Genomic DNA, 25,378 nt, shown 5'->3' with positions numbered 1-25,378 from the left:
AGGGGAAGAACGAAAAAATGGCAATTTACAAGATACTTGGACTATCGGGTTCATTGCGGAAGGGATCGACAAACACGCTGCTGTTGCGCGAGGCTGCGCGACTGTTTGGAAATTGCGACTTTGAACTCGGGAACTTGCGCCTGCCACTTTATGATGGAGATGACGAAGCCGCGACCGGTGTGCCCGAAGCCGTCCAAGTTTTGGCCAAAAAGATCGCGGCCGCGGATGCCGTTCTGATCGCAACGCCTGAATACAACAAGGGGCCCTCCGGTGTTCTGAAAAACGCGTTGGATTGGATAAGCCGCGTTACCGAGAAACCCTGGACCGCAAAGCCGGTTGCGATCATGTCAGCCTCTGCGGGCCGCGCGGGTGGTGAGCGTGCGCAAATGGTCTTGCGAGCGTTTATGGTTCCGTTCCGTCCCCGGATTCTGCAAGGCCCCGAAATTCATCTGGCAAATTGCAGCAACCAGTTTGATGAGAATGGAACTTTGACCGGAGAGGTTCATGTGCGCGAGTTAACGGCCCTGATGCAAGCCCTGCGCGCCGAAATTGATCGTCAATAGCAGGGTACGGAAACTTCGATCAGGTTCTGGTCCGGATCCCGCAGATACAGCGATGTGATTGGCCCCTTGGCACCGGACCTGCGCACCGGGCCATCTTCAAGTTCGATCTGATGTGTTGTCAGATGTCGTGTCCACGCTTCTATTGGTGCGTCCGTCAAAAAGCAGACGTCAACGGTTCCCGGCTGGGCATGCGCTGCTTTTGGTTCGAATTCGTGGCCCTTCTGGTGCAGGTTTATTTTGCTTTGACCAAAGAGCAACGCCCAACGGAGCGTCCCATCGGCAGCTTCGAATTGCTCGCCCCGCATGCCGAGAACCTGGGTGTAGAACCTCACGGTTTCGGGGATACTTTTCACGGTCAGAACAAGGTGATCCAAGGCACGGACACGGCATTGAATTTCGGATTGCTGCACGGCTACATTCCTTGCTAAGGCTGTCACCGATGAAGGATGCAATGGCCACTCCCGTTAGTCAAAGCGATCTGCTGGATCCTGCCCGAGCGCGGGCGCTACAGGTTGCGCTGCGCTTGGCGCCTTGTTTGGTCACAGGGGATGACTTACCAGTTTTCTTCCACCATCTCTATTTTTGGGAACCGCAGCCCGCCGAAAGATTGGGCCGCGACGGGCACCCGAAAACGGGTGGGCTGATCCCCGATCTGGGGTTGCCGCGGCGTATGTGGGCGGGTGGCAAAATCACTTTTCATCACGCGTTGAAGGTTGGTCGCAGTGCAGAACGCAGGTCCATTTGTGAAGCTAGCGATGTCAAGTCAGGACGCACTGGACCGTTAGGTCTGGTCACGCTGCGCCATGATTTCTACCAGGATGGTGCCTTGTGCGTGACAGAACGTCAGAGCTTGATCTATCGCGAAGACCCGCGTCCAGATGCACCAAAGCCCGAGACAACACCTGCAAGACACGATGAAGAACATATCGAGCGCTTCAATTTCGATACGACGTTGCTGTTTCGTTACTCTGCGCTCACGTTTAACGGTCACCGCATCCATTATGATCTGGATTATGCGCGGGACGTCGAGGGATATGCTGGATTAGTCGTGCATGGGCCGTTGCTGGCCCAGCTTTTGATGCTGATGGCCGAGCGTCGTCTGGGCAAACTTACTGCTTTTGAGTTTCGGGCCACGTCTGCGCTGATGCATTGGGAAACAGCGGAGCTCTGCCAGCAAGGGCCGACGTTCTGGGTGAGAGGACCCGATGGTCGGCAATGCATGACCGCAACAGCCCATATCTGCTAAAACGAGGCGCTGACTTCAAACCCCTTGGGTATCTCATTGCGGTTATCGAGCATCAAATTGGCCATTACCTGGGCGATCTTTGGTGCCATGCCAAATCCGATTTTGAAACCTCCGTTGGCAATAAAGTGACCCGGCTTTCCGGGCCAATGCCCGAGCATTGGCGCTCGGCTGCGCGCTCGGGGACGCACGCCTGCCCATCTTTGTACGACCGTTGCGCCTTGCAACGCTGGAACTGCAGCACAGGCCGTCGCGACGACGTTATCCAATTGTTGATCTGTTGTAGCCCCCTCCAGATATTCGCGTTCCGATGTTGAACCAATGGCTACTGTTCCGTCCTGATGCGGAACGATGTGAACGGACTCTGCAAAGATCTGAGGTGAGAAACGCGCATCAAATTGCAACAACGCGGCCTGACCTTTGACACCATTGCCAACCGCGCGCGAGTGTTCCGCGCTGAGGCGCTTGAGCCCATCAACCCCGGTGGCCCAAAGAACCTGACCCTGTTCGGCACCATCCGGATCGATCGGCACACCCTTCGATGCGAGTGCTGATACCAACGCCAGACAGGCCTTGCGCGGGTGCAGGTGCGCGCTGAGAGTATCGCGGATTGCCCAACCCGTTGGCGTCAGAGGGGCCCAAATGTCATTGGGACATCTTTCAACCGTCCAATCGGCTTTCCCCTGCCAGAGTTCTCTGGCGGTTTCGCTGCGTCTAAAAGCCAGATCAAGGGCAGCATCGTCCATGACGGGTTGGATTCTTCCAGCGCGCGAATAGCCTGACGTAGTACCGCCAGTTGCCTCGACTTCGCGCCAAAAGGTTTCGGCCATTAGCAAGCTTTCCAACTGGAAGGCCTTTTTGGAATTCCAATTCTCCGGCACATGCGGCGCAAGCGCACCCACAATGCCTCCGCTGCTTCCGGACGCTGCGCCATTTGGGTCGATGATCTTTACGCGCGCACCTTTTTTCACGCACGCCCAGGCCGCAGAAAGGCCCAGGATGCCGGCTCCGTGCACGGTTACGTCAGCCATTGCCAAAACCGATCCTCTCCACCAGTGTCGCGATCAATTCGTGCCATGAAACCGGGGCTGATCCATGTCGCAACAGATCGCAGAAATAACATGGAGCAAGGACGGTGTACCGGTATCGGACCGTTATGACGATCCTTATTTCAGCCTTCAAAACGGGATGGAAGAAACGCGCCATGTTTTTTTGAGAGGGAACCAGTTGCCCAACCGCTTCCGTGATGGTTTTCACATTGCGGAGCTTGGTTTTGGAACGGGCCTGAATTTCTTGACGACGTTGTTGGAGTGGCGCAATTCCGGTGCCAGCGGTCGGTTCAGGTTCACCAGCTTCGAGGCTTTCCCGCTGTCTGGGAAGGATATAGCCAAGGCGTTAGATTTGTTCCCGGTGCTCCATGAGTCGGCGTCTGACCTTTGCAATGTCTGGAATACGGCAGGGGGCGTTTTCGAGGTGGCAGGCGACGTCACTTTGAATGTCGTCGTCGGCGATGCCCGCGATAGGTTGAAGAATTGGGGCGGTCGTGCGGACGCCTGGTTTTTAGATGGGTTTTCACCCGCTAAAAACCCGGAGCTTTGGTCAGAAAGCTTGTTGCATCAAGTTGCAAATTGCACCGCAGAAGAAGGGACATTCGCGACGTACACGGCCGCAGGCTTTGTGCGTCGGGCTTTGTCCGAAGCCGGTTTTGATGTTCAGCGTGTCGAAGGATTTGGCCGCAAAAGGCATATGACCGTCGGCAGACTCAAATCATGATGCAGACAAACAACGTCCGTCTGGGCGTGATTTTGATGCTGCTCACAACCATTGTGTTTGCACTGCAGGACGGAATCTCCCGACATTTGGCGGCTGAGTACAACGTGTATCTTGTCGTCATGGTTCGATATTGGTTCTTTGCGGCGTTCGTCGTGACGATTGCAAGCCGCGGTCGCGGTGGCGTGATCGCGACGGCAAAGACCAGACAACCGCTCTTGCAGATGTTTCGCGGTATTTTGCTGGCTTTGGAGGTTTGCGTGATGGTTTCGGGTTTCACGCTCTTGGGTCTGGTGGAGAGTCATGCGGTTTTTGCATGTTACCCCCTCCTGGTCGCAGCACTTTCCGGGCCTGTGTTGGGGGAACGGGTTGGATGGCGCCGTTGGGCTGCAATCGGCGTCGGATTTGTGGGTGTCACCATCATTCTGCAACCTGGAATGTCCGTCTTTGATCCGCTTGCCGTTGTGCCATTGTTAGCGGCGATAATGTTCGCCCTCTATGCACTGCTGACCCGTTTTGCTGCTCGGCAGGACAGTACGGCGACAAGTTTTTTCTGGACTGGTACGGTCGGGGCGGTCACCATGACTCTGCTTGGCGTTTGGTTCTGGGAGACGATGAGCGCGGGGGATTGGGTCTGGATGGCCACACTTTGCATGACCGGAGTGATCGGCCATTGGCTTTTGATCCGCTGCTACGAAGTTGCCGAAGCGAGTGCGGTGCAGCCATTTGCTTACTTTCAGCTCGTTTTTGCTGCGTCAGTTGGCGTAGTTGTTTTTGGCGAAACAATCCGCCTGAGTGTTGCACTGGGCACCATCGTCATCGTGTCCGCCGGGTTATTCACCCTTTGGCGCGAACGCCAGCAAGGTTGATCCGGCCAGTTCTTCGCTGAAAGGTACTGGTAGGGCCGGTTTACCCAACCTGGCACGATAGATCGGAAGGCTTTCTGTAACCCTCATCACGTAGTTTCGGGTCTCGCGGAACGGAATATGTTCGATCCAGTCGACCATATCAATTTCGCCTTTACGCGGATCACCATATTTGAGCATCCAGCGATCAGGGCGGCTGGGTCCGGCGTTGTAACCTGCCGACATCATCACAACATTACCACGAAACCGCGCTGCCAATCTGGACAGATAGGCAGCACCCAACTCCGCGTTGTACCGAGGATCTGATATAAGCCTTTCCGTGCTGTGCCCCTTTTGCCGGCCAAGCAATGAAGCCACTTCGCGACCGGTCGCCGGCATGATTTGCATCAATCCGCGCGCGCCCACACCACTTTGCACTCCGGGATCAAACTCACTTTCACGCCGCGCAATCGCGAGAACCATTTCAGGGGCCATTGGTAAGGTCTGCTGTGCCACGGGGTGCAGCGCGTAATATCCACGGGGGACTACAACGGCACGCCGAGCCGTTCGCTTTCCAATCATGACTGCCAGATGAGGTTGATCCATGTCCAGGGCGGCTTCCGCCAGCAAGACAGCCTCATCATACTGCAGACTCTCGGCAAGATGGGTCCAGAATCTTTCTGCCAGATTGAGTTCTCCGGACGCTTGAAGCAACAGACCGGCGACAAAAACCGGTGACTTGGAGAGGGGTGCATCGCGCCAATCCAGGTTTTCTGCTGCAGCTAAGGACGCTTCATCAAAGGGCAGATCTGCGCGCTCTGCTGCCAAAAGACCGTAGAAAGAGGTCTGATACTGCGCCGCGGTGGCATAAGCCTGATCCGCTGCTGCAACGTCGCCCATCGCTTCGAGTGCACGCCCCTGCCAATAACCCGTACGGCCTTTCGAGATAGGGGACTGTACCGCAGCGCCATGATTTCTGAAGTGTTGCAGCGCCGTCTCGGGTTCGTTCAGTTTGCGAAGTGCAATGTAGCCGGACAACCATTCCAGATCGGCGTAGTTCGATCCGGTGGTCAAAAAGTGACGAGAGGCGATTTCATAAGCGCGTTCCGCATTGCCCTCTCTCATCTCCTGGCGTGCCATTGACCGGCGACGATTGGACCAGGCTTCCGGATTGCCCAAAGCGGCGGCGCTGGTGGAGGTCGCAATCAAAAGGGCTTCCGCATCATCGGTTCTGCCTTTTCGCGCCCGCCAGACAAATCGTTCGTACTGCAAGCCGGGATTTGAAGCGTGGCTCTTTGGAACGCGCGCGATCAGCGTGTCCACACCTTTCGCGCGGCTGCGAAGGGCAATGCGCGCCTTGGCGACGGCGACGTCTGCGGCGGGGACAAGATCATAAAGGCGGCGTGCATTCTCGAAGGCTCCGGCCCAGAGCATCGCATCCAAACGTTCGGCGTGGTGATCTTTCAGCAGCGTTTCATGACTTGCCAAAAACAACGCTTGTGCGGTTCCGCCCATCGGCATTGAAGTCCAGGCGTCAATGACAAGTGTTTTTGCCCTTTCGTCGGCATCGGTACGTGACAGCGCAACCGCATGACGCAGCACACCTTCGGGTGTCTGGGCGGGAACGTCATCAAAGAAAGCAAGTACGGCAGAATCGTTTTGCGATATCACCACGCGTTCTGACTGTTTGCGCAAATATGGCTCGCCTGGCCAATCGGGGCGTCGATCAAGGAAGGCTATTACCTCCTCGTAGGTCCCTTTTCCGGCGCGCAGTCGGGACCATTCGATGACATCAGCGGCGACCTCACCATCGCGGGCTGCTATTCTGGCAGCGTTTTGCCAATCGCCATCGCGCAGGGCATCCATCGCCCAGGCAAGTGGTCTGGGCCGTTCCGCCAAAGCGGGAACAGCGGTCACAAAAATAACAATCAGTGTCGTCAGCCAGCGTCTGATCACTTGCATTTCCCAGCGTTTGAGGGCTAGAGCCTCTGATACATACAGCGTCATGGTCACGTATCAAATCACGATGATGCTGAAATGTGGTTAATCTCAGGCCATTTGCCGGCCAAAACAGAAAAAGGAGCGTGAACATGTTCAAAGGCTCAATGCCTGCCCTCGTCACGCCGTTCAGGAACGGCGAGCTGGATCTTGAGACTCTTAAGAAATTGGTCGAGTGGCACATCGGTGAAGGCAGCAACGGTCTGGTGCCGGTCGGGACCACAGGTGAAAGCCCGACATTGACCCACCGCGAACACGAAATCGTTGTCGAAGAGGTGGTTAAGGCTGCGGCCGGGCGCATTCCGGTCATTGCTGGCGCCGGTTCAAATAACACGGTAGAAGCCATGCGCCTGGCACGTCATGCAGAGAAGGTCGGCGCGGATGCCGTGCTGGTTGTCACGCCCTATTACAACAAACCGACGCAGTCCGGTCTGATCGCGCATTTCACGGCTTTGCACGATTGCTGTGAGCTTCCGATCATTATTTACAATATTCCCGGTCGATCCGTTGTGGACATGTCACCGGAAACCATGGGTGAATTGGCGAAACTGCCGCGCATTGTCGGCGTAAAAGACGCCACAGGTGATCTGGCGCGTGTCAGCGATCAGCGGATAACCTGCGGTGCAGACTTCATTCAACTCTCCGGCGAAGACGCCACAGCGCATGGGTTTAACGCGCAGGGCGGGGTGGGATGCATTTCCGTTACCGCCAATGTCGCCCCCAAGATGTTGAGCGAGATGCAGGCTGCCTGCCTTGCGGGCGATTATGCCACGGCTTTGGGTATTCAGGACCGTTTGATGCCCTTGCACAAGGCGATCTTTACCGAGCCCGGCTTGGTTGGGGTCAAATACGCCATGTCGCGCCTTGATCTATGCTCTGACGAGGTGCGCCTGCCGCTGACCGGGCTGTCTGACGCGACGCGCGGTCTCGTGGATGACGGTCTGCGCCATGCGGGCCTGACAAACTAGAGGCTTTGGGGCGAGGTCGGACCTCGCCCCCTTTTCATTGCGCAAAAAGACGCCATGATGGGTGCGTATCACCGATCATGGGGGCGCTATGAACATTCTGCCAATCATCTCGCAGAGCACCAAAGAGCTTGAAAGCATTTTCCGGGATCTTCACGCACATCCTGAAATCGGCTTTCTCGAAAAGCGCACCAGCGGGATCGTGGCGGATTTGCTGGCCGAATACGGTGTCGATGAAATCCACACCGGTATCGCTGAAACAGGCGTCGTCGCCCTGATCCACGGCAAAAGACAGGGCAACAGGCGCGTGGGTCTGCGGGCGGATATGGATGCCCTACCGATTGTGGAGGCCAGCGGTCTGGAGCATGCCTCGCGCAATGCGGGCGTCATGCATGCTTGCGGTCACGACGGTCATACCACGATGCTGCTTGGGGCCGCCAAACATCTGGCCAACACACGGGATTTCGATGGCACGGCGGTCTTGATTTTCCAGCCAGCCGAGGAAGGTCTGGGCGGTGCGCGGAGTATGATTGCCGAGGGTCTCTTTGAGAAATTCCCCTGTGACGAAGTTTACGGGATGCACAATTATCCGACGGGCAACCCCGGCGCGGTGGGCATCTGCAAAGGCCCCGCGCTGGCCGGTGCCGCCTTTTTCGATATCCACATCACCGGCGTGGGTAGCCATGCGGCCATGCCGCATGAAGGGCGAGACGCTCTGATGGTCGCGACAACGCTGGCCGGGCACCTGAATACAATTCTCAGCCGCAACATAGACGCGCTGGAAACCTGCGTGCTGTCAGTGACGCAAATCCATGCCGGTGACGCTTACAACGTTGTGCCGGAAAAGGCGCATCTGGCGGGCACGATCCGCTATTTCAAAGATGACGTCTATGCAGTTGCGGCTGATCGGATGCGCAAGATATGCGACGGATTTGCCGTGGCGAATGATGTGGAAATCAACCTTGATCTGCGCAATGTCTTTGATGTCCTTGTCAACGATGCGGAGCTGTCAGACGCTTATATGGAAGCGGCGGCGGATATCGTGGGCGCGCAAAACACCTCGACCCGGAACAGGCCCGTCACCGGGTCCGAGGATTTTGCCGACATGCTGAAGATCGTGCCGGGGGCCTATTGTGATGTGGGGCACAGCGGCACAGTGCCGCTGCACAATCCGGGCTTTGTTCTGGGCGAGGAGATCCTGCCTGTCGGGGCCTCGATCATGGCCCGTATCGTCGAACGCCGCTTGCCGCTTTAACGCTTGCCGTAATAGAGGCCGACCACATGTTCGGCTTCCGCAAAAAAGAGCCAGCGCGCTGTCAGAACACCTGCGATGTGGCTGATCACTGCGAGCAGGGCGAAGAAATGTGAAAACGGCAGCACCAGCAGCACAAAGGGCAGGGCGACCATCAGAAGAAGGGAAATGGCCCGCAGCTTCTGGCTGTGTTTGCGCCCGATCTCGTGTACGAATTCCCGCAGCAGATAATTGGTACCGGTATGCGGTGGCTCAAATGCCCGCACACCACCAATGTCGCCAAGGCCTGTGGCGGAGGCCATGTTCGAACCTGAAGCGGCAAGCGCCTTGTCGCCTTCCAACCAGGTGAAAATCTGCACAAGACCTGCGATCACGAGAAGGACAAGTGCTGCAGACACCTGACCGGCCAGCAATGCCCCACCTGCAAGAGAGAGGGAAATGAACTTCACTGGTGTGATCGCCATATTCCAACGCGGAATTGTCTTGAGCTGCGTGTAGATCATCGAGGTTGTGAAAACCGTCGCAAGAGACAAGACAGCGCCAGATATGCCAAATGTCATGATACGGGTGTCAAAGAACACAAGCCCCATTGCGTAAAGACCCATCAGAACCAAAGCCCCTACTGCACACCAAGCCTCGCGGCTGAGCCAGCTGGAGCGCCATTGAGTGAAGGCCTTGATGGCGCGTTCCGGACGGCCAAGGTGAAACGTGGAGGCCATGAGACCGCCTACAGCCATGGCGTATGCGATGACAAAGAATGCAAAGGCCGTCCAGCCGGTCACGGCTGGAAACCCAAGGCCCAGGAAAAACAGCAACCCGAACCCGAGGCCGCTGAATGTGGTGAAGAAAATGACGGAAGGTGCCGGATGCATCAGAGTTTCTCCAATGTGCGGTCAAGCCAGCCGAGAAAGCCCTTCGGCTCTTCTGCAACAGGCTCAAGGAAGGGGGCCAGAACATCGAATTCGGGCATGGCGTCTTTGGGACGGGGTGGCAGGTATTTGTTGACCGGTTTGGTGCCCTGTTCGGGCATCAGGTCCATGCCACCGCGTTCCGCGACGAGTTTGCTGACATCGCTGTTCTCATCGCCCAGATCGCCGAAATGCCGCGCGCCTGCCGGACAGGTACGCACACAGGCGGGCTGGCGGTCTTCCTCGGGCAGGTTCTCGTTGTAGATTCGGTCGACGCAGAGGGTGCATTTCTTCATCACACCTTCGGCCTGATCCAATTCGCGCGCGCCGTAAGGACAGGCCCAGGCGCACAATCCACAGCCGATGCAGTTGCTCTCGTTGACCAGAACGATGCCGTCTTCGACACGCTTGTAGCTGGCCCCCGTCGGGCAGACCGTCACGCAAGGCGCATCTTCGCAATGCAGGCAGGATTTGGGGAAGTGGATCAGCTGCGCCGCCCCTTCATCGGGTTGCACTTCAAAACTGTGCACGCGGTTGAGGAAGGTGCCGTTATTATCTGCGCCATAAGCATTCTGATCCGAAAGCGGCGCGCCGTAGTTTTCCGTATTCCAGCCTTTGCATGAGATCACGCAGGCATGGCAGCCAACGCAGGTATCCAGATCAATGACCAGACCCAGTTTCTTGTCGGTATGTGTCGGGAGCGTTGTCATTTGCCAACCTTCCATTTCAGATCTTTGGGGCCGCGACCGACAGGTGATTTGATCGCGTCGAACCCGGGCTGCGATTCTGCGGGTGGTACGGCTTTTTCGATGCGGACCTTGAGGTCAAACCACGCCGCCTGCCCGGTAATCGGATCGGAATTGGCCCACCGCAAACCGTCGCCTTTGGGGGGCAGGAGTTCGTGGATCAGGTGGTTCAGCAAAAAGCCCCGCGTGGCTTCGGGCGCATTTTCCTCCAAGGCCCAGGCACCCTTGCGTTTGCCGATCGCGTTCCATGTCCAGACCGTATTCTCATTGAGCGCTGCCATTTCCAGCACGGGCACGGTGATTTCGCCATGTGGAGAGGTCACGCGGGCCCAGTCACCATCTGCGAGACCATTTTCGCGCATCAACCTTGTCGGCAGATAGAGCGGGTTGTGCCCGTGCAATTGACGCAGCCATGCGTTTTGCGACCCCCAGGAGTGATACATGGCCATGGGGCGCTGGGTCAGTGCCGTGATCGGAAACGCGTCTGCCTTGTTGTCGTCTTCAGACGAATACCAGATGGGCAGCGGGGACATCTTCTCCTTGATCCGCGCGCGCAGGTGGTCGGGGGGTTGCCGGTCACCGTGGCCTTCTGCGGCCAATTGGAATTTCCGCATCGGTTCAACGTAAAGCGAAAAGAGATAGGGCGTGGGTTTGTCGTAAAGCCCCATGCCCACGGCCCAATCCTGATAGGCCATGTTCCAGGGCTTGTAGTAATTGGACCCAGCAGGGATATGTTCGACAAAAAAGCCGCCGTTTTCGATGTATTTTTCAAGCTGGTTGGGGTTGACCTCGCCGCGTCCCGAGGACGCGCCGTCGCCCCCCCGCCAACCCGCAAGCGGCCCGATGCCGGGACGGCGCTCGTGATTGACGATGTAATCGCCGTAGTCCGCATATTTCTGGCTGCCGTCTTCATTCACAAAGCCCGGCAAGTTGAGTTTGGCCCCAAGATCGCAGAGCGCCGACTGGAAACCTTTGACGTCACGATCGGGTTCGATGACAGGCCAGCGGATTGCGTCTGCGGCGGCATCCGCCTCGCAGATCGGACGGTCCAGCAGCGAGATACAGTCGTGGCGTTCCAGATAGGTGGTGTCTGGCAGGATCAGGTCGGCATAGGCGACCATTTCGGAACTATAGGCGTCGGAATAGATGATCTTGGGGATCACATACTCGCCATCATCGTTCTTGTCGGTCAGCATGTCGATCACGCCGCGCGTGTTCATCGAGGAATTCCACGACATATTCGCCATATACATGAAGAGCACGTCGATCTTGTAGGGATCACCCGCATAGGCGTTTGAGATCACCATATGCATCAGCCCGTGGCTGGACATGGGGTTTTCCCAGGTGAAGGCCTTGTCGATCCGCGCAGGCGTGCCGTCTTCTTTCAAGGCCAGATCTTCCGGTCCGTGAACGAACCCAAGGTGTGGGCCGTTGAGCGCCGATCCAGGTGTTACACCTACATGCGGTTTGGGGTGTGCCGTGGCGGGTTTGGGGTAGGGTGGTTTGAAGCGGAACCCGCCCGGAACCTCGACCGTGCCCAAAATGATCTGCAATGTGTGCAGCGCCCGGCAGGTCTGAAACCCGTTGGCGTGGGCTGAAATCCCGCGCATCGAGTGGAAAGACACTGGCCGACCGGTCATGGTCGTGTGTTTTTCGCCCCGGAAATCGGTCCATTCGTGATCAAGCTCAAAAGCTTCGTCAAAGGCCACGCGGGCCAGTTCAGCGGCAATGGCGCGAATGCGTTTCGCCGGTATACCACAGCGATCCGCAACCGCCTCGGGTGCGTAGTCTTCGCTGAGATACATATCCGCCATCTGGTGGAACACCGGGCGATGGGTCTGGCCGCCCTTTTCAAAGGTGGCCGCCAGATCAGGTTGCACACCGGGTTTGTCAAAGGCGGTCAGTTTGCCGGTTTTGCGGTCGATGACCACTTCCTTGCCGTCCTTGTCGTGCATCAGCAGGCCGTGGTCGGACTGGCCAGGGTTGTTGATCACCAGAACCGGCGCATTGGTGTATTTGGCGAGGTATTCCAGATCAATCTTGCCCGCTTTCATCAGGCAGTGGACCATCGACAGGATAAAGAGCCCATCGGTACCCGGTGTGATGCCAACCCAATCATCGGCGACAGCGTTGTAGCCGGTGCGGATCGGATTGACGCCAATGACACGCGCGCCGCGCTTCTTGATCTTGCCCAGCCCCATCTTGATCGGGTTGCTGTCGTGATCTTCGGCGACACCAAAGAGCATGAAAAGCTTGGTATGATCCCAGTCGGGCTGCCCGAACTCCCAAAAGGCGCCGCCCATCGTGTAGATACCCGCTGCCGCCATATTGACCGAGCAGAAACCGCCATGTGCGGCGTAATTGGGTGTCCCAAAGCCCTGAGCCCAGAAGCTGGTGAAGCTCTGCGACTGATCGCGACCGGTGAAAAACGCCAGCTTCTCCGGATTGTCCTTGCGCACGGGTTCGAGCCAGTCTGTCGCGATCTGCAACGCTTCGTCCCAGCTGATTTCCTCGAACTCGCCTGACCCTCGTTCGCCCACACGTTTGAGCGGCGCGCGCAGACGCGAAGGCGCATTGACCTGCATGATGCCCGCGGAACCCTTGGCACAAAGCACGCCTTGATTGACCGGGTGATCCTTGTTGCCTTCGATATAGGCGACCTTGCCGTCTTTCATGTGAACGTTGATGCCGCAGCGGCAGGCACACATGTAGCAGGTGGTCTTGCGGACCTCATCCGAGACATGGGGTGAGGTATCGATCTTAGGTTGCTGGAATGTCATCTGGCCTCCCGTTTGCCTGGTTGTTCAGGCTAAGTAATAAATCCCCGCAAGTATCAGTCCCGCGATGAAAATTGTTTCAGTTACAAGCAGGGCAATGGCCGGCCCTCCGACAGCCAGCACGCGCTTGAGGTTAGTCTTCATGCCAACGGCAGCGATGGCAACCAATAGCATCCAACGGGATGCCTGGCTCATGAGGTCGGCAATGGCGTCAGGGATTAATCCCAGCGAGTTCAGGGTTGCCAAAACCAGAAATCCGACCACAAAAAACGGAAGAAGAGGGGGCCGCTTGCCGTCTTCTGGCGAGTCCGCAAAGGACCTGATCAGGATCGCCGCAACAAGCACAACCGGGGCCAGCATCGACACACGCATCAGTTTCACCAAGGTTGCGGTGTCCCCCGCATTCTCTGAGACCGAGAATCCTGCGCCGACCACTTGGGCCACATCATGGATTGTAGCGCCGAGGAAAATACCGCCTGCCGTTTCATCCAAACCCAGGCGGGTCACGAGGATCGGATAGGCAATCATGGCCACGGTTGAGAGAACGGTCACGCCGAGCACGGTGAAAATCAGCCGCTGTTCGGATTTGTCATCCTTGGGAAGGATTGCGCTGATGGCCATTGCCGCAGAGGCGCCGCAAATCGCAACGGAACCCGCAGTCAGGAAGGCAAATCGCCAACCATGCCCAAAAAGCCTGGAAATCATCAGGCCAAACCCGATAGTGGCCAGCACGCCCGCAATGACCAGCAGAACAACCCCCAGCCCGAGCCCCGCCATTAGATCAAAGGAAATCCGGACCCCGAGAAAGGCAATGCCGATGCGCAGGACGGTGCGGGCCGCAAAGGATATGCCGTCCACGGTTTTGCCCTCATCCCCCAGAAACGCGACGGCGATCCCAAGCAGCAGCGCCATCAACATCGCCGGTGCCTCATAGTGGTCAGCGAGGAACTGCGCAGTCATGGCGACAATTACCGCCATGATCACCCCTGGAAACAATTCAGTGGTCCGCTTGGGGACGGTGCCGAAGAATTCTGAAATAGTAATTGCCGGGTTCATCGCGCTGCCATGCTCCATGTTTGGTCATGGGTGGCTTGACACGCAATGAGGTGTGCAGAGCTGCCGGTCATCCGTTTGCCTGTGCCTGCAAGGCGGTCACGGCAATCATATTGGTTACGTCTTCGGCCACACATCCACGAGACAGGTCATTGGCTGGTTTTGCAAGGCCCTGCAAGACCGGTCCGATGGCCTCCGCACCGCCGATACGCTGTGCGATCTTGTAGCCGATATTGCCCGCGTCGAGGTTAGGGAAGATCATGACGTTGGCATGGCCCGCGACAGAAGATCCCTTAGCCTTCGACGCCGCGACGGCTGGCACGAAGGCTGCGTCGAATTGCAATTCGCCGTCTGCCTTGAGGTCGGGATGGTCCGCTTTCAGCAGCGCCGCGGCTTCGCTGACTTTGGTCACGGCTGCGTGGCGGGCCGAACCCATGGTAGAAAAAGAAAGAAGCGCCACTTGCGGCTCGACCCCCAGCAATTGCTGGCAGGAGCTTGCGGAAGCGACTGCAATTGCGGCCAGTTCTTCAGAAGAAGGCTCGATTACTAATCCGCAATCCCCGAAAATCATCGCATCACGCCCGGAGGGATGGTTTTCCGGTAGCGCCATTAGGAAAAAGCTGGAAACGAGCGGGGCGTCCTTGGCTTTGCCGATCACTTGCAACGCGGCTCTCACGGTGTCGCCGGTGGTCGCCACCGCGCCACCAACCGTACCGTCCGCATGCCCAAGCCGCACCATCAGAGCAGCAAAAATCAATGGGTTGGTAACCTGTGTCTCTGCGACCTCGGGCGTCATACCCTTGTGTTTGCGCAATTCGTAAAACGCATCCGCGAAATCGGCGGTGAGCGGCGAGGTGATTGGGTCCTCGATTTGAATATTCGGGTGATTTGGCATGCCCGCCGCGACAAGCTGTGCCGATACGTCATCCTGAGTGCCGATCAACGTGATACGTGCCGTCCCGGCGTTGACGGCTGCGATGGCGCCAGCGACGATCCGGGGATCGTCGCCTTCGCTCATCACGATATGAGCAGGCCGGGCGCTGGCGCGTTTGGTTAGGTCGCGCAGTACGCTCATGGCCTGATCCTTTGTTTTATGAAGATGCTTTGGCGCACCTTTGTTTAAACGGTTTGCTCACGCATGTCGTCTTTGCTGATGCCAGCAACTTCAACAGGCTTTTTCATCGCATCGCGACGGAACGGATCGCCAAGCTCCTGGTTGATCATGGCTTCGATCAATGTGGTGACACCGTTTTCCATTTGGTCCTTGATCGCCTGATCCAGCGCTGCTGTCAGCTCTTCCTGAGTGCGGGCAATCACGCCTTTGAGGCCACAGGCGTTTGCGATACCAGCGTAGGATACACCCTCATCCAGCTCAGTGCCGACGAAGTTGTCATCGAACCACAGTGTCGAGTTCCGCTTTTCAGCACCCCATTGGTAGTTGCGGAAAACAATCTGCGTGATGGCGGGCCAGTCGCCACGGCCAATCGCTGTCAGTTCGTTGACCGAGATGCCGAAAGCACCGTCGCCCGCGAAGCCGACAACCGGTGTTTTTGGCTGGCCGATTTTCGCACCAACGATCGACGGCAGGCCATATCCGCAGGGGCCAAACAGACCCGGTGCCAGATATTTGCGGCTTTCGTTGAACGACGGATAAGCGTTACCGATGGCACAGTTGTTGCCGATGTCGGAGGAGATGATCGCCTCAACGGGCAGCGCGGCTTGAATTGCGCGCCATGCCATGCGGGGGGACATCCAGTCGGGCTTGGCCGCCCGTGCGCGCACGTTCCAGTCGGTGCCTGGATCGTCCTGCTCTTCGTTCATGGAGGTCAGTTCCTGGGCCCATGCGGATTTGGTTGTCGCAATGGCGTTCTTGCGGTCGGCACGGTTTGTGTCGCCTGCGTCGTCGGAAAGTTGTGCCGTGATGCCTTGCGCCACTTTGGCCGCATCACCCACGATGCCCACCGTGACCTTCTTGGTCAGGCCGATACGGTCGGGGTTGATGTCCACCTGAATGATCTTGGCATCGGTTGGCCAGTAGTCAATGCCGTAGCCGGGCAGAGTGGAGAAGGGGTTGAGACGTGTGCCAAGACACAGAACCACATCAGCCTGAGAGATCAGCTGCATGCCCGCCTTGGAGCCATTGTAGCCCAGTGGGCCTGCAAACAGCGGGTGGTTGCCCGGGAACGCATCATTGTGCTGGTAGCCCACGCACACCGGCGCGTCGAGACGTTCGGCGAGCGCTTTAGAAGCTTCGATACCACCCTTGGAGAGCACCGCACCGGCACCATTCAGGATGACCGGGAATTTTGCATTGCTCAGCAATTCCGCCGCGTTCGCAACAGCTGTATCGCCGCCCTGTGGCAGTTCGAATTCAACAATGGCGGGCAATTCGATGTCGACAACCTGCGTCCAGAAATCACGCGGGATGTTGATCTGCGCTGGTGCAGAGGCACGTTTGGCCTGCATGATCACACGGTTCAGAGTTTCTGCGATCCGTGTAGGGTCGCGCACTTCTTCCTGATAAGCCACGCAATCTGCGAAGAGGTTCATCTGCTCCATTTCCTGGAAGCCGCCCTGACCGATCGTTTTGTTTGCGGCCTGTGGTGTAACCAAAAGTACGGGAGTGTGATTCCAATATGCGGTTTTCACAGCTGTGACGAAGTTGGTGATACCGGGGCCGTTCTGCGCGATCATCATGCACATCTTGCCGGTGGCGCGGGTATAACCGTCTGCCATCATGCCGCCGGATGTTTCATGGGCGCAGTCCCAGAATTTGATGCCGGCATTTGGAAAGATGTCGGAAATGGGCATCATGGCCGAGCCAATGATCCCAAATGCATTGTCGATACCGTGCATTTGGAGCGTTTTTACAAAGGCTTCTTCGGTGGTCATTTTCATGGCGGGTGTCCTTGGATGATGAGTTTCGAATCTCGATTGCGCGGAAAATAGAGGGTTGGGTTGTTCGGGGTTAGGGCCAGTTCTTCTCTGCGCTTAGACCCAGATCACTGAGTGCGCGCATTTCATCGGCGATTATGGCGACGCCTTTTGCGATCCTGCTGGCCGGAATTGAGGAATACGCAAGCCTGTAATAATTTTTGGGCCGGTCCGAGCCGGAAAAGAACGCGTGTCCGGGTTCGACCAGAACGCCTTTTGACTGAAGCCGCCGCGCAAGCTCCTGAGTGTCGACGCCATCTGCGGCACGCATCCAGAAGGAGGAGCCGCCATAAGCGCCCTGACCTGCGATCTGCAACCCGTGCGCGGCAATGGCTGCACTCATGACTTCGCGTCTTTCGTGCAAAGCGCTGCCCATGCGCCGGATCAACGCATCATGATGGCCAAGCGAAAGAAAATATGCCGCGGTCCGCTGGACATGACCGGGGGCGTGCCGCAGCACGGAGGCGCGCAGAGCGCGGGCTTCCCGAATGAAGGGCTCGGAGCCCACCAGATAGCCCAGACGCAGGCCCGGAAACAGCGACTTGGAGAAGCTGCCGACATAGATCACCCTGCCGTCGGTATCGAGGCTTTTGAGCGCTGGGGAAGGGCTCTTGAGAAACGACATTTCGAATTCGTAGTCATCCTCCACAATCAGCGCATCCATATCCGATGCCCGTTCCAGCAGTTCGTGGCGGCGATGCATGGGCATGGTGTTGGTCGTCGGGCACTGATGGCTGGGCGTGGTAAAGATCACATCCGTGTCGGGCGGGATCGCATCTGGTGGCATGCCATCGGCGTCAACGCGCACCGGCGTCACATGGCAGCGCGACTGCGTCAGAATATCCCGCAACGCATGATAACACGGGTCCTCTAGGGCGGCTCTGCGCCTTTGCGTCAACAGAACCTGCGTTGTCAGCCAAAGCGCATTCTGCGCGCCCAGAGTAATCAGAATCTGCTCCGGCCGGGCGGTGATCCCGCGCCGGGAGAGCGTATGACGTGCGATGAATTCAATCAGCTGCGGGTCATCCTGATCATAGTAATCCGTGGTCAGCGCGGTGAAATCCTTTTGCCCCAGGGCCTTCAGCGCACAAAGCCGCCAGTTTGCGTGGTCAAAAAGCTCCGGATCGGCCTGCCCGTAGATGAAGGGATAGCGGTAGCCTCCCCAATCGGCAGGTTTGCGGGGCATGTCTCCACCTGAAAAGCGCTGACCGATTGCCCGGTTCCAGTCCACGGCATCCGGACCGATCTGGCTGGGGGTGAAGGCCGGCGGAACCGGCGCATTGTCCGACACATAGTAACCGGAGCGCCCTTTCGAAGTCAGATAGTCATTTGCCAACAGTTCGGTATAGGCAATGGTCACGGTGATGCGGCTGATGCCCAGATGCATGGCCAGCTTGCGCGTCGAGGGCAGCTTTTCCCCACGCTGAAACCGACCCGACAGGATGCCCTGAGCGATCATCTGCTGAATCTGAGATTGCAGGGTCCCCTGAGCGTCAGGGTGCAGAAAAAACGTCTCGACCGGTAGCGCCATGCCAGCAACCTATATTGGATATAGGCTGCGTTCAATCTGGTATTAACGTGGCGCCAAAATGCCAGTTAATTCCCCCCAAGCGCGCAGCCTTGATCGGCTAAATTGCGTATTAATGAAACTGCAAGTATCATTAATCATATCATTTGGCAAGAAAATCCCCAAGTTTCCCAGTCACAGGCCGTACACCATGTGTGCACAGCCTGTGCACCGCGCGGAACACTCAGCTCATATTTACGCGCCGAGCGGCAGAATGACCTGCTGATCATGCCTGAGGGAGATGGAGAATGAGCACCAAAGGTCAACGGGATGCGCAGACGCAGATGCTCTATGAGTTGGAACGGCTGCAACAGGATCTGAGCGCCAACTGGCTGGATCAGAGCCTGCCGCAGGACTGGGCGGGTCTGGAATGGGATGCCCCGGTGGGACGCCCGACAACCCGCGTGACCCTGCGCATGGACAGCGACATGCTGCGCTGGTTCCGCAAATTGGGACCGGGCTACCAGGCGCGGATCAACCGGGTGCTGCGCATTTACTGGATGGCGCTGCTGGCCGGGCACATCAAGGGCTATCCTGAGGATAACACCGTGCCGCGCCTTCTGGCTGAGGCGCGCCGCGTGCAGGAAGAGATCGCCGAGCGCCGCCGCGACTAGGCAGCACCCCCGGCTGCGCGCGCACCCGAACCCGGTTTTGGGCAATCGCGAAAAACGAGCCGCAACGCTTCAAGAATATTTCGAAACACCCTAACGTGACAGGGCAGCGCCGCCCCGGCGCGTTTTGGGATACACTATGACTGAAGAGACCACTTTGCCAAAGGGACTGACCCCTGACCAGTCCCGCGCGCTCGATCTCGCCGCGACCGCGGCGCAAACCTACCGGGAAACGCTGCCGCAGACCGGAGCGCGCCCGCAGGTCGACCTTGATACCGCCGTGGGCCGGTTCAGAACACCGCTTGCCGAGGAGGGCATTCCCGAGGCGGAGGTCATCGAGGGCATTCTCAACGGGGCAGAGGGGGCCTTGCACAATATGTCCGGGCCTACGTTTTTCGGCTATGTTCTGGGCGGGTCGCACCCCGTTGGTGTCGCGGCGGATTTTCTGGTCTCCGCCTGGGGGCAGAATGCGGGCTCAGCCTTTGAGACGCCGGCGATCACCGGTATGGAACGCGCGGTCTGTGATTGGGTGATCGACCTTCTGGGTCTACCTGCGCAGAGCGGTGCCGGTCTGGTCACGGGCGGTAGCGTGGCCAATATGGTGGGCATCATGGCCGGGCGACACGCCTTGCTTGCCGATCAGGGATGGGACGTCGAAGAGGACGGGCTTTTCGGCGCGCCGGAGATCCCTGTGCTGATCGGGGCCGATGCGCATTCCGCGCCTTTTGCCGGGCTGCGTTATGCCGGGTTCGGCGCGGCGCGCGCCACAAGAGTTGCGACGGATGATCAGGGCCGCATTGACGTCGCGGCTTTTGAAGCGGCGCTGGAAGGTTGTGCTGCACCGCCTTTGGTGATCCTGCAGGCCGGCCAGATCAACACCGGTGCGTTTGATCCCTTCGCGCAGATCATTCCGCTGGTGCGCGCGCGGGGCGGCTGGGTCCATGTGGATGGCGCCTTTGGTCTGTGGGTGGCGGCGGTGCCGGAGCTTGCGGATCGGCTGGCCGGGGTTGAAGGTGCCGACAGTTGGGCGGTGGATTTGCACAAATGGCTGAACGCGCCGTTCGATGCGGGAATGGTTATCGTGCGGGACCGCGCGCCACTGGTCGCCTCGATGTCGGCGCGGGGGTCCTATCTGCCGGACTTGACCGCGCATTGGGAGCCGTCGGATTCCACGCCTGAACTGTCACGGCGCGGGCGTGGGGTGCCATCTTATGCCATTTTGCGCAATCTGGGCCGTGCGGGTCTGCGCGAGATGGTGAAACGCCATTGCGATCTGGCCGTGTATATTGCGGGCGTTTTGGCGGCGGAGCCGGGATTGCGGGTGATGAACGAGGTGCACAGCAATCAGGTCATTGTCAGCTGTGATCAGGATGCCCAGACCATGGCCGTGCTGGAGCGGGTGCAGCAGCGCGGGCGGGTCTATCCAACCCATGGCGAATGGGCAGGGCAGAAGGTCATCCGGATTTCGGTGATCGGCTACGCGATGCAGCGCGCGCATGCGGATTTGGTCGCCTCGGAGATCACCGGTGCCTGGCGCTGGTACCAGGAGGGCGCTCCCTGAACCGGGTCTTTGCTGGCAATCAAACGGGCCCTCAACACTCCGTGACATAGGCTGACTTGCGGGGCGGATGCCTCTATCTTTGCGCAGATGCGAAGGAGGTCCGCCAGATGATCAGGATGAACAGACGTGCGACGATGCTTGGGGCAGGTGCCGTCCTGCTTGCGGGGGGCTATGGGGTTGTGCGGGCGACCAATGGATTTGGGTTGTTGCCGGCAGAATATGCCGCAAGCCCGGTTTTCGTTGAGGACGGTTTTGCCATGCGGGGGTATGATCCGGTGGCCTATTTCACCGTTGGTGAGCCCACGGTTGGTGACCCCGTTTTCAGCCATACATGGAATGGTGCCACGTGGGTTTTTGCCTCGGCCCCGAACCGCGATGCCTTTGCCGCCGACCCGAACGCCTTTGCACCGCAATACGGCGGGTTCTGTGCCTGGGCGATCGCCGCCAAGGGCAAGCTCTATTCCACTCAGCCATCAAATTGGCGGATCGTGGAGAAGAAGCTCTACCTGAACTACAACGATTCCATTCAGGAAAAATGGGAGCAGGACATCCCGGGCTTCATCTCTGAGGGAGACAAACGCTGGCCGCAAATCGTGAAGACGGCATAACCGCAGGTCTAGTGGCGCACGGTGTCACTCCCCGCGTGGCTCGTAGCTGACAAAGACGAGCGTACGATTTTCGCCGCCCTTGTCTTTGACCGAAACGCGGAAGGTTTCGCGATCTGAAGACCATTCTCTCAAGTCATAACTGTCGGGGTGATTGACCTGTTGATCCGGGCTCAACGCCTTGCCGTCCCGGCAGGTTTGTATCTCGGTCCAGACGGTGTTTGAAAACCGGGTCGCTGCATCGTCACGAAACGGAAAGGCCCAGTGACAGGAGACGCCGGTTCCACCCTGCTGATCCAGATAAGTTGTGCAGATGGCCCCCTCGGGTGCGGCGGCGGTCTGTGCATATCGCTCCAGATAACCGGGTATTTTGCATGCATCCGCCAACGCAGGATATGTCCACAGGATCAAAGCGGCCAAGAGGGGTCGGAGAATCCGGCGTTGTGAGGGCTGTTGGCTCATCCCTGCCACGCTAGGGGACGTGATGCGTGAAGGAAAGGGGTGGTGGCAGATCAGCAAACCCGACACGGGGTGCAGAAGACAGCAAGACTGCGCGAGGGGGCCCGACGTCCTTTCGCCTTTGCCCTGGCCCCGACATCCCTTACAAAAAAGGCCCCGCGCTGGGCGGAGCCTTTTTGAGGTGTTGCTGCGGTTGTGGTCAGCCAAAGGTGCGGGTCAGCGCACCGTCCACTGCGTCGCAGATGTGATCAATATCGTCAGAGGTCGCGATCAGCGCGGGCGAGAAACACAGCGTGTTGTTCTTGCCAGGCAGGGAGCGATTGGTGGCCCCGATGATCACGCCCTGAGCCATGCAATCGCCGACAACGGCCTGAACCATTTTCTCGGCCACCGGCGCGCGGGTCTCGCGGTCCTCGACCAGTTCAGCTCCGACAAAAAGACCCTTGCCGCGCACCTGACCAATCACTTTGTGCTTGTCGGCCAGCTCGCCCAGCTTGCCGAGCATATGCTCACCCTGTGCCAGCGTGTTGTCGAGTAGGCCTTCATCTTCAATGATCGCCATGTTCTCAATGCCTGCGGTCGGACCTGCCGTGCAGCCCCCGAAGGTAGAGATGTCGCGGAAGTAGTCCATCGGGTCAGAGGCATCTTCCTTGAACATGTCAAAGACTTTTTCATTGGTCACAAGGCAGGCAATGGCCGCATAGCCGGAGGCCACACCTTTGGCCATGGTCACCATATCGGGCTCGATCCCGTAGTGCTGATAGCCGAACCATTTCCCGGTGCGACCGACGCCGCAGACCACTTCGTCGATATGCAGCAGGATGTCGTACTTGCGGCAAATCTCCTGCACGCGCGGCCAGTAGCCATCGGGCGGGGTGATCACGCCACCACCAGCGGTGACAGGCTCAAGGCAGAGGCCACCCACGGTATCCGGTCCTTCGGCAAGGATCACTTTTTCGATCTGATCGGCGGCCCAGACACCATAGTTTTCGACCGGCGCGCCATCCTGTTCATGGGCGCGGTACTCCAGACAATGCGGGACGCGGATGAACCCGGGCGTGAAGGGGCCATATTGCGCGTTGCGCTCGTCCTGACCGCCTGCCGACAGCGCGGAAATGGTGGTGCCATGATAATCACGCTCGCGGTAAAGCACCTTGTGCTTTTTGCCGCCGTAGCGCTTGTGCGCGATCTGGCGCACCATCTTGAAGGCTTTCTCATTCGCTTCCGAGCCGGAGTTGCAATAGTAGACGCGGCTGAGGCCCGGCATCTTTTCGATCAGTTTCTCGGCGAAGATCGACCCGGGGATCGACCCTGCGGAACCGGCGAAATAGTTCAGCTTGATCAACTGGTCCCGCACCGCATTGGCAATGCGCTCGCGCCCATAGCCGACATTGACCGTCCAGACGCCGCCGGAAACCGCATCGAGGTGCTCTTTGCCCTTCTGGTCCCAGACTTTCATGCCCCGGCCTTCGACAATGATGCGCGGGTCGGTTGTCTCGTAAGGTTTGTGCTGGCTCAGGTGATGCCAGATATGCGCGCGATCGGCTTCGACAACGCGACTCAGGTCGTTTTCACTGAAATTGCCGTCCATGGGTCAAACCTTTCATGAGGTTGGAAGAATCAGATTCAATCGGAGGGCCGGGCGCTCCGATTTTTGTCGAGCAGATCGTTTTTGACGCATTGGAAGTAGCGCCAGATACCCGACATTGGTAGTGCCAGAATGTGGCTGACCTCAAGTAAATTCTGCGCTATTGCGCGGAAAACTCCGGGAAATCGACCCGCTTCCAGCAGGGTTTCAACGGGTCTTCTAAGTGTGAGGGCGTATTGACCCGCTCCATGCCTTCAAGGTCAATGACCCCATGCAAATTCCCAATGCCCTCTGGCGGGTCACCGCCCCCGACCCGGCACCTGCCATTCGGCTGGAAGGCGATCTGCGCTGCGATGTGGCGGTGATCGGTGGCGGTTTCACGGGATTGCGCGCCGCGCTTGATCTGGCTGAGGCCGGGGCGTCGGTCGCGGTGTTCGAGGCGGGTGACGTGGGGTTTGGGGCGTCGGGCCGTAGTGGTGGCCAGGTCAACCCAATGTTGCCGGTGGCGGTGCCGGATGATCTGCACAGGGCTGTGGGCCCGAAGTATTTCGAGCGGATGGCAGAGACCTCGCTGAAATCGGCGGATGACCTGTTCGATCTCATCCGGGCCTACCAGATACAATGTGACGCGCGGCAAAAGGGGTGGATACGGGTCGATCACAACCGGGCCGCTCGGGATGTTTCACGTCGCAACGCCCGATTGTGGAACGCGCACGGCGCGGATTTTGACTTTCTGGAATGGGAAGACGTTGAAAAGCTGACGGGTGCGAAAGGATATGCGACCGGCACGCTTTCGGCGCGTGGCGGGGCGGTGCAGCCCATGGCGCTGGTGCGGGGGTTGGACCGTGCGGCCCGAGCCGCAGGGGCGCAGATATTCAGCTTCTCGCCGGTCAGGGCAATGGCGCGCAAGGATGCCTTGTGGTGCCTCAGCGTTTCAGATCACACCGTGGTTGCGTCAACGGTTATCGTGACAACCAACGGGTATTCTGATGGGCTGGTCAAAGGCTTGAAAGGCTCGGTCCTGCCGCTTTTCTCGACCCAGATGGCGACCGATCCTTTGGAAGAAAGCGAGATCGACCCCATTCTGCCGCAAGGTCATACGATATCCGATACGCGCCGTCTGATCATGTATGCGCGGCGTGAACCGGGCGGCCAGATGTGTTTCGGCGGCATCGGATTTCGCAAGCCTCTGGTGGATGCGGGAGGGTTCGGCTGGATATTGAAAGATGCCCCGGAAACCTTTCCCAGCCTGAAGCGCGTAAAATGGCGTTATCTGTGGAGTGGTCAAATAGCGCTGACCGAAGACCGCGTGCCGCATTTGCATGAACCGGCACCGGGGCTGATCGCTGGTCTTGGCTACAACGGGCGCGGTGTGGCCATGAGCCATGTCATGGGGCGCGAGCTGGCCCGGCGGGCGCTGGGCACGCCAGCAGAAGATTTGCCATTCCCGGTCGCAAAGATTTTACCTTACAAGTTTCGCCTGCCGCAGGTGCTGGGAGCAGGTCTGGCCATGGCATTTTTGCGCATGCGCGACCGGTTGGAGTGGAAAAGCGACATCTAGTGCCAAACTGGACTCATGCAGGGCGCAAAATTGGACGTTTGCAGCAGCTTCGCGGGACCGTCACTATGGCGCACTAAATTTGGCAAGACAGGCGCACGCACGGCATCTTCAAGGCTCGAATACCGTTGCAGTTCACATCTTTACTTTGTGATTGCGCACAGGCCCAGAACGGGCCACGGTACTACAGCAAACGACAGAAAGATGGCCGGGCGAACACCGTGCCTGACGTCTTGCCAAGAAATACCAGGGCGGGATGACCCCGCGCAGACGAAACCAAACCCGAACCACCAATGGGACGGGATGTGATCAACGGGAGAATGAGATGATCAAGAAGACAACATGCGCCTTTGTTGCGGGTGCGGTAATGGCGCT

22 protein-coding genes are annotated in these 25,378 nt (G+C 58.3%); 10 read left to right on the top strand and 12 right to left on the bottom strand.

Going from position 1 to position 25,378, the window contains the following annotated elements:
- Positions 1 to 17 precede the first annotated feature (17 nt).
- Positions 18 to 563: an NAD(P)H-dependent oxidoreductase gene (locus tag Q0802_RS20295; RefSeq protein WP_298921659.1), complete on the top strand. Its 546-nt coding sequence runs from the start codon at positions 18 to 20 to the stop codon at positions 561 to 563.
- Here Q0802_RS20295 and Q0802_RS20290 read toward each other — a convergent pair.
- Positions 557 to 973: a VOC family protein gene (locus Q0802_RS20290; RefSeq protein WP_298921657.1), complete on the bottom strand. Its 417-nt coding sequence runs from the start codon at positions 971 to 973 to the stop codon at positions 557 to 559. The two genes, Q0802_RS20295 and Q0802_RS20290, sit on opposite strands and share 7 nt — an antisense overlap.
- A 41-nt stretch (positions 974 to 1,014) precedes the next feature.
- Between Q0802_RS20290 and Q0802_RS20285 the strand changes: the two genes are divergently transcribed.
- Positions 1,015 to 1,809 carry an acyl dehydratase gene (locus tag Q0802_RS20285; protein ID WP_298921656.1) on the top strand — a complete coding sequence of 265 codons (795 nt, stop codon included), beginning with the start codon at positions 1,015 to 1,017 and terminating at the stop codon, positions 1,807 to 1,809.
- Here the strand turns inward: Q0802_RS20285 and Q0802_RS20280 are convergent.
- The gene (locus Q0802_RS20280) at positions 1,806 to 2,837 is read right to left on the bottom strand and encodes an FAD-binding oxidoreductase (RefSeq protein ID WP_298921655.1); all 1,032 of its coding nucleotides are present in this window, start codon (positions 2,835 to 2,837) and stop codon (positions 1,806 to 1,808) included. The two genes, Q0802_RS20285 and Q0802_RS20280, sit on opposite strands and share 4 nt — an antisense overlap.
- A gap of 64 nt (positions 2,838 to 2,901) precedes the next feature.
- Between Q0802_RS20280 and mnmD the strand changes: the two genes are divergently transcribed.
- Both mnmD and Q0802_RS20270 read left to right on the top strand, forming a co-directional pair.
- A complete protein-coding gene (gene mnmD, locus Q0802_RS20275; RefSeq protein WP_298921654.1) occupies positions 2,902 to 3,579 on the top strand; it encodes a tRNA (5-methylaminomethyl-2-thiouridine)(34)-methyltransferase MnmD in 678 nt (225 codons plus the stop codon).
- On the top strand, positions 3,576 to 4,445 hold the full coding sequence (locus tag Q0802_RS20270) for a DMT family transporter (RefSeq protein ID WP_298921652.1): 870 nt from the start codon (positions 3,576 to 3,578) through the stop codon (positions 4,443 to 4,445). The genes mnmD and Q0802_RS20270 overlap by 4 nt, the downstream gene beginning before the upstream one ends.
- Here the strand turns inward: Q0802_RS20270 and Q0802_RS20265 are convergent.
- Positions 4,410 to 6,428 carry a lytic transglycosylase domain-containing protein gene (locus tag Q0802_RS20265; protein WP_298921651.1) on the bottom strand — a complete coding sequence of 673 codons (2,019 nt, stop codon included), beginning with the start codon at positions 6,426 to 6,428 and terminating at the stop codon, positions 4,410 to 4,412. The two genes, Q0802_RS20270 and Q0802_RS20265, sit on opposite strands and share 36 nt — an antisense overlap.
- An 83-nt stretch (positions 6,429 to 6,511) precedes the next feature.
- Here Q0802_RS20265 and dapA point away from each other — a divergent pair, with 83 nt between their 5' ends.
- Together dapA and Q0802_RS20255 are read left to right on the top strand one after the other, a co-directional pair.
- A complete protein-coding gene (dapA, locus tag Q0802_RS20260; protein ID WP_298921650.1) occupies positions 6,512 to 7,387 on the top strand; it encodes a 4-hydroxy-tetrahydrodipicolinate synthase in 876 nt (291 codons plus the stop codon).
- Between the two features lie 88 nt (positions 7,388 to 7,475).
- Positions 7,476 to 8,639, top strand: a complete 1,164-nt coding sequence (locus tag Q0802_RS20255; protein ID WP_298921649.1) for a M20 aminoacylase family protein — start codon at positions 7,476 to 7,478, stop codon at positions 8,637 to 8,639.
- Here Q0802_RS20255 and Q0802_RS20250 read toward each other — a convergent pair.
- The 7 genes from Q0802_RS20250 to Q0802_RS20220 form a co-directional block, all read right to left on the bottom strand.
- Complete coding sequence (locus Q0802_RS20250; RefSeq protein WP_298921648.1) at positions 8,636 to 9,508, bottom strand: DmsC/YnfH family molybdoenzyme membrane anchor subunit; 873 nt, start codon at positions 9,506 to 9,508, stop codon at positions 8,636 to 8,638. The genes Q0802_RS20255 and Q0802_RS20250 overlap by 4 nt on opposite strands.
- On the bottom strand, positions 9,508 to 10,254 hold the full coding sequence (locus tag Q0802_RS20245) for a 4Fe-4S dicluster domain-containing protein (protein ID WP_298921646.1): 747 nt from the start codon (positions 10,252 to 10,254) through the stop codon (positions 9,508 to 9,510). The genes Q0802_RS20250 and Q0802_RS20245 overlap by 1 nt, the downstream gene beginning before the upstream one ends.
- Positions 10,251 to 13,070, bottom strand: coding sequence for a molybdopterin oxidoreductase family protein (locus Q0802_RS20240; RefSeq protein WP_298921645.1), 2,820 nt, complete (start codon positions 13,068 to 13,070; stop codon positions 10,251 to 10,253). The genes Q0802_RS20245 and Q0802_RS20240 overlap by 4 nt, the downstream gene beginning before the upstream one ends.
- A gap of 24 nt (positions 13,071 to 13,094) precedes the next feature.
- Positions 13,095 to 14,123 carry a putative sulfate exporter family transporter gene (locus Q0802_RS20235; RefSeq protein ID WP_298921754.1) on the bottom strand — a complete coding sequence of 343 codons (1,029 nt, stop codon included), beginning with the start codon at positions 14,121 to 14,123 and terminating at the stop codon, positions 13,095 to 13,097.
- 67 nt (positions 14,124 to 14,190) lie between these two features.
- A complete protein-coding gene (gene pta / locus Q0802_RS20230) occupies positions 14,191 to 15,195 on the bottom strand; it encodes a phosphate acetyltransferase (RefSeq protein ID WP_298921644.1) in 1,005 nt (334 codons plus the stop codon).
- 44 nt (positions 15,196 to 15,239) lie between these two features.
- On the bottom strand, positions 15,240 to 17,018 hold the full coding sequence (xsc, locus tag Q0802_RS20225) for a sulfoacetaldehyde acetyltransferase (protein ID WP_298921643.1): 1,779 nt from the start codon (positions 17,016 to 17,018) through the stop codon (positions 15,240 to 15,242).
- A gap of 70 nt (positions 17,019 to 17,088) precedes the next feature.
- On the bottom strand, positions 17,089 to 18,585 hold the full coding sequence (locus tag Q0802_RS20220) for a PLP-dependent aminotransferase family protein (protein WP_298921642.1): 1,497 nt from the start codon (positions 18,583 to 18,585) through the stop codon (positions 17,089 to 17,091).
- 284 nt (positions 18,586 to 18,869) lie between these two features.
- Between Q0802_RS20220 and Q0802_RS20215 the strand changes: the two genes are divergently transcribed.
- From Q0802_RS20215 to Q0802_RS20205, 3 genes are all read left to right on the top strand, one after another.
- Positions 18,870 to 19,235, top strand: coding sequence for a BrnA antitoxin family protein (locus Q0802_RS20215; protein WP_298921641.1), 366 nt, complete (start codon positions 18,870 to 18,872; stop codon positions 19,233 to 19,235).
- A 136-nt stretch (positions 19,236 to 19,371) separates the two neighbouring features.
- Positions 19,372 to 20,793: an aminotransferase class V-fold PLP-dependent enzyme gene (locus Q0802_RS20210; protein WP_298921640.1), complete on the top strand. Its 1,422-nt coding sequence runs from the start codon at positions 19,372 to 19,374 to the stop codon at positions 20,791 to 20,793.
- A gap of 107 nt (positions 20,794 to 20,900) precedes the next feature.
- A complete protein-coding gene (locus Q0802_RS20205; RefSeq protein ID WP_298921639.1) occupies positions 20,901 to 21,401 on the top strand; it encodes a YHS domain-containing (seleno)protein in 501 nt (166 codons plus the stop codon).
- A gap of 24 nt (positions 21,402 to 21,425) precedes the next feature.
- Here the strand turns inward: Q0802_RS20205 and Q0802_RS20200 are convergent, their stop codons facing one another.
- Together Q0802_RS20200 and Q0802_RS20195 are read right to left on the bottom strand one after the other, a co-directional pair.
- The gene (locus Q0802_RS20200; protein ID WP_298921638.1) at positions 21,426 to 21,860 is read right to left on the bottom strand and encodes a hypothetical protein; all 435 of its coding nucleotides are present in this window, start codon (positions 21,858 to 21,860) and stop codon (positions 21,426 to 21,428) included.
- Positions 21,861 to 22,056: 196 nt separating this feature from the next.
- Complete coding sequence (locus tag Q0802_RS20195) at positions 22,057 to 23,448, bottom strand: aminotransferase class III-fold pyridoxal phosphate-dependent enzyme (protein ID WP_298921637.1); 1,392 nt, start codon at positions 23,446 to 23,448, stop codon at positions 22,057 to 22,059.
- A gap of 268 nt (positions 23,449 to 23,716) precedes the next feature.
- On the opposite strand from Q0802_RS20195, the gene Q0802_RS20190 reads away from it, so the two are divergent.
- Positions 23,717 to 25,006 (top strand): FAD-binding oxidoreductase, encoded by a 1,290-nt coding sequence (locus Q0802_RS20190; protein ID WP_298921636.1) that lies wholly within the window; start codon positions 23,717 to 23,719, stop codon positions 25,004 to 25,006.
- Positions 25,007 to 25,378: the final 372 nt, after the last annotated feature.

It is taken from the genome of uncultured Roseobacter sp., assembly GCF_947495275.1.
Taxonomy (GTDB): domain Bacteria; phylum Pseudomonadota; class Alphaproteobacteria; order Rhodobacterales; family Rhodobacteraceae; genus Roseobacter.
The sequence above is the reverse complement of the archived record's forward strand: the minus strand, read 5'-3'. Positions and strand labels throughout refer to the sequence as shown.

Excerpts from the sequence above, each read along its gene's own strand:
- Q0802_RS20295 (WP_298921659.1), top strand. The coding sequence starts at position 18 with ATGGCAATTTACAAGATACTTGGACTATCGGGTTCATTGCGGAAGGGA.
- Q0802_RS20285 (WP_298921656.1), top strand. The coding sequence starts at position 1,015 with ATGGCCACTCCCGTTAGTCAAAGCGATCTGCTGGATCCTGCCCGAGCG.
- Q0802_RS20280 (WP_298921655.1), bottom strand. The coding sequence starts at position 2,837 with ATGGCTGACGTAACCGTGCACGGAGCCGGCATCCTGGGCCTTTCTGCG.
- mnmD (WP_298921654.1), top strand. The coding sequence starts at position 2,902 with ATGTCGCAACAGATCGCAGAAATAACATGGAGCAAGGACGGTGTACCG.
- Q0802_RS20270 (WP_298921652.1), top strand. The coding sequence starts at position 3,576 with ATGATGCAGACAAACAACGTCCGTCTGGGCGTGATTTTGATGCTGCTC.
- Q0802_RS20265 (WP_298921651.1), bottom strand. The coding sequence starts at position 6,428 with ATGACGCTGTATGTATCAGAGGCTCTAGCCCTCAAACGCTGGGAAATG.
- dapA (WP_298921650.1), top strand. The coding sequence starts at position 6,512 with ATGTTCAAAGGCTCAATGCCTGCCCTCGTCACGCCGTTCAGGAACGGC.
- Q0802_RS20255 (WP_298921649.1), top strand. The coding sequence starts at position 7,476 with ATGAACATTCTGCCAATCATCTCGCAGAGCACCAAAGAGCTTGAAAGC.
- Q0802_RS20250 (WP_298921648.1), bottom strand. The coding sequence starts at position 9,508 with ATGCATCCGGCACCTTCCGTCATTTTCTTCACCACATTCAGCGGCCTC.
- Q0802_RS20245 (WP_298921646.1), bottom strand. The coding sequence starts at position 10,254 with ATGACAACGCTCCCGACACATACCGACAAGAAACTGGGTCTGGTCATT.
- Q0802_RS20240 (WP_298921645.1), bottom strand. The coding sequence starts at position 13,070 with ATGACATTCCAGCAACCTAAGATCGATACCTCACCCCATGTCTCGGAT.
- Q0802_RS20235 (WP_298921754.1), bottom strand. The coding sequence starts at position 14,123 with ATGAACCCGGCAATTACTATTTCAGAATTCTTCGGCACCGTCCCCAAG.
- pta (WP_298921644.1), bottom strand. The coding sequence starts at position 15,195 with ATGAGCGTACTGCGCGACCTAACCAAACGCGCCAGCGCCCGGCCTGCT.
- xsc (WP_298921643.1), bottom strand. The coding sequence starts at position 17,018 with ATGAAAATGACCACCGAAGAAGCCTTTGTAAAAACGCTCCAAATGCAC.
- Q0802_RS20220 (WP_298921642.1), bottom strand. The coding sequence starts at position 18,585 with ATGGCGCTACCGGTCGAGACGTTTTTTCTGCACCCTGACGCTCAGGGG.
- Q0802_RS20215 (WP_298921641.1), top strand. The coding sequence starts at position 18,870 with ATGAGCACCAAAGGTCAACGGGATGCGCAGACGCAGATGCTCTATGAG.
- Q0802_RS20210 (WP_298921640.1), top strand. The coding sequence starts at position 19,372 with ATGACTGAAGAGACCACTTTGCCAAAGGGACTGACCCCTGACCAGTCC.
- Q0802_RS20205 (WP_298921639.1), top strand. The coding sequence starts at position 20,901 with ATGATCAGGATGAACAGACGTGCGACGATGCTTGGGGCAGGTGCCGTC.
- Q0802_RS20200 (WP_298921638.1), bottom strand. The coding sequence starts at position 21,860 with ATGAGCCAACAGCCCTCACAACGCCGGATTCTCCGACCCCTCTTGGCC.
- Q0802_RS20195 (WP_298921637.1), bottom strand. The coding sequence starts at position 23,448 with ATGGACGGCAATTTCAGTGAAAACGACCTGAGTCGCGTTGTCGAAGCC.
- Q0802_RS20190 (WP_298921636.1), top strand. The coding sequence starts at position 23,717 with ATGCAAATTCCCAATGCCCTCTGGCGGGTCACCGCCCCCGACCCGGCA.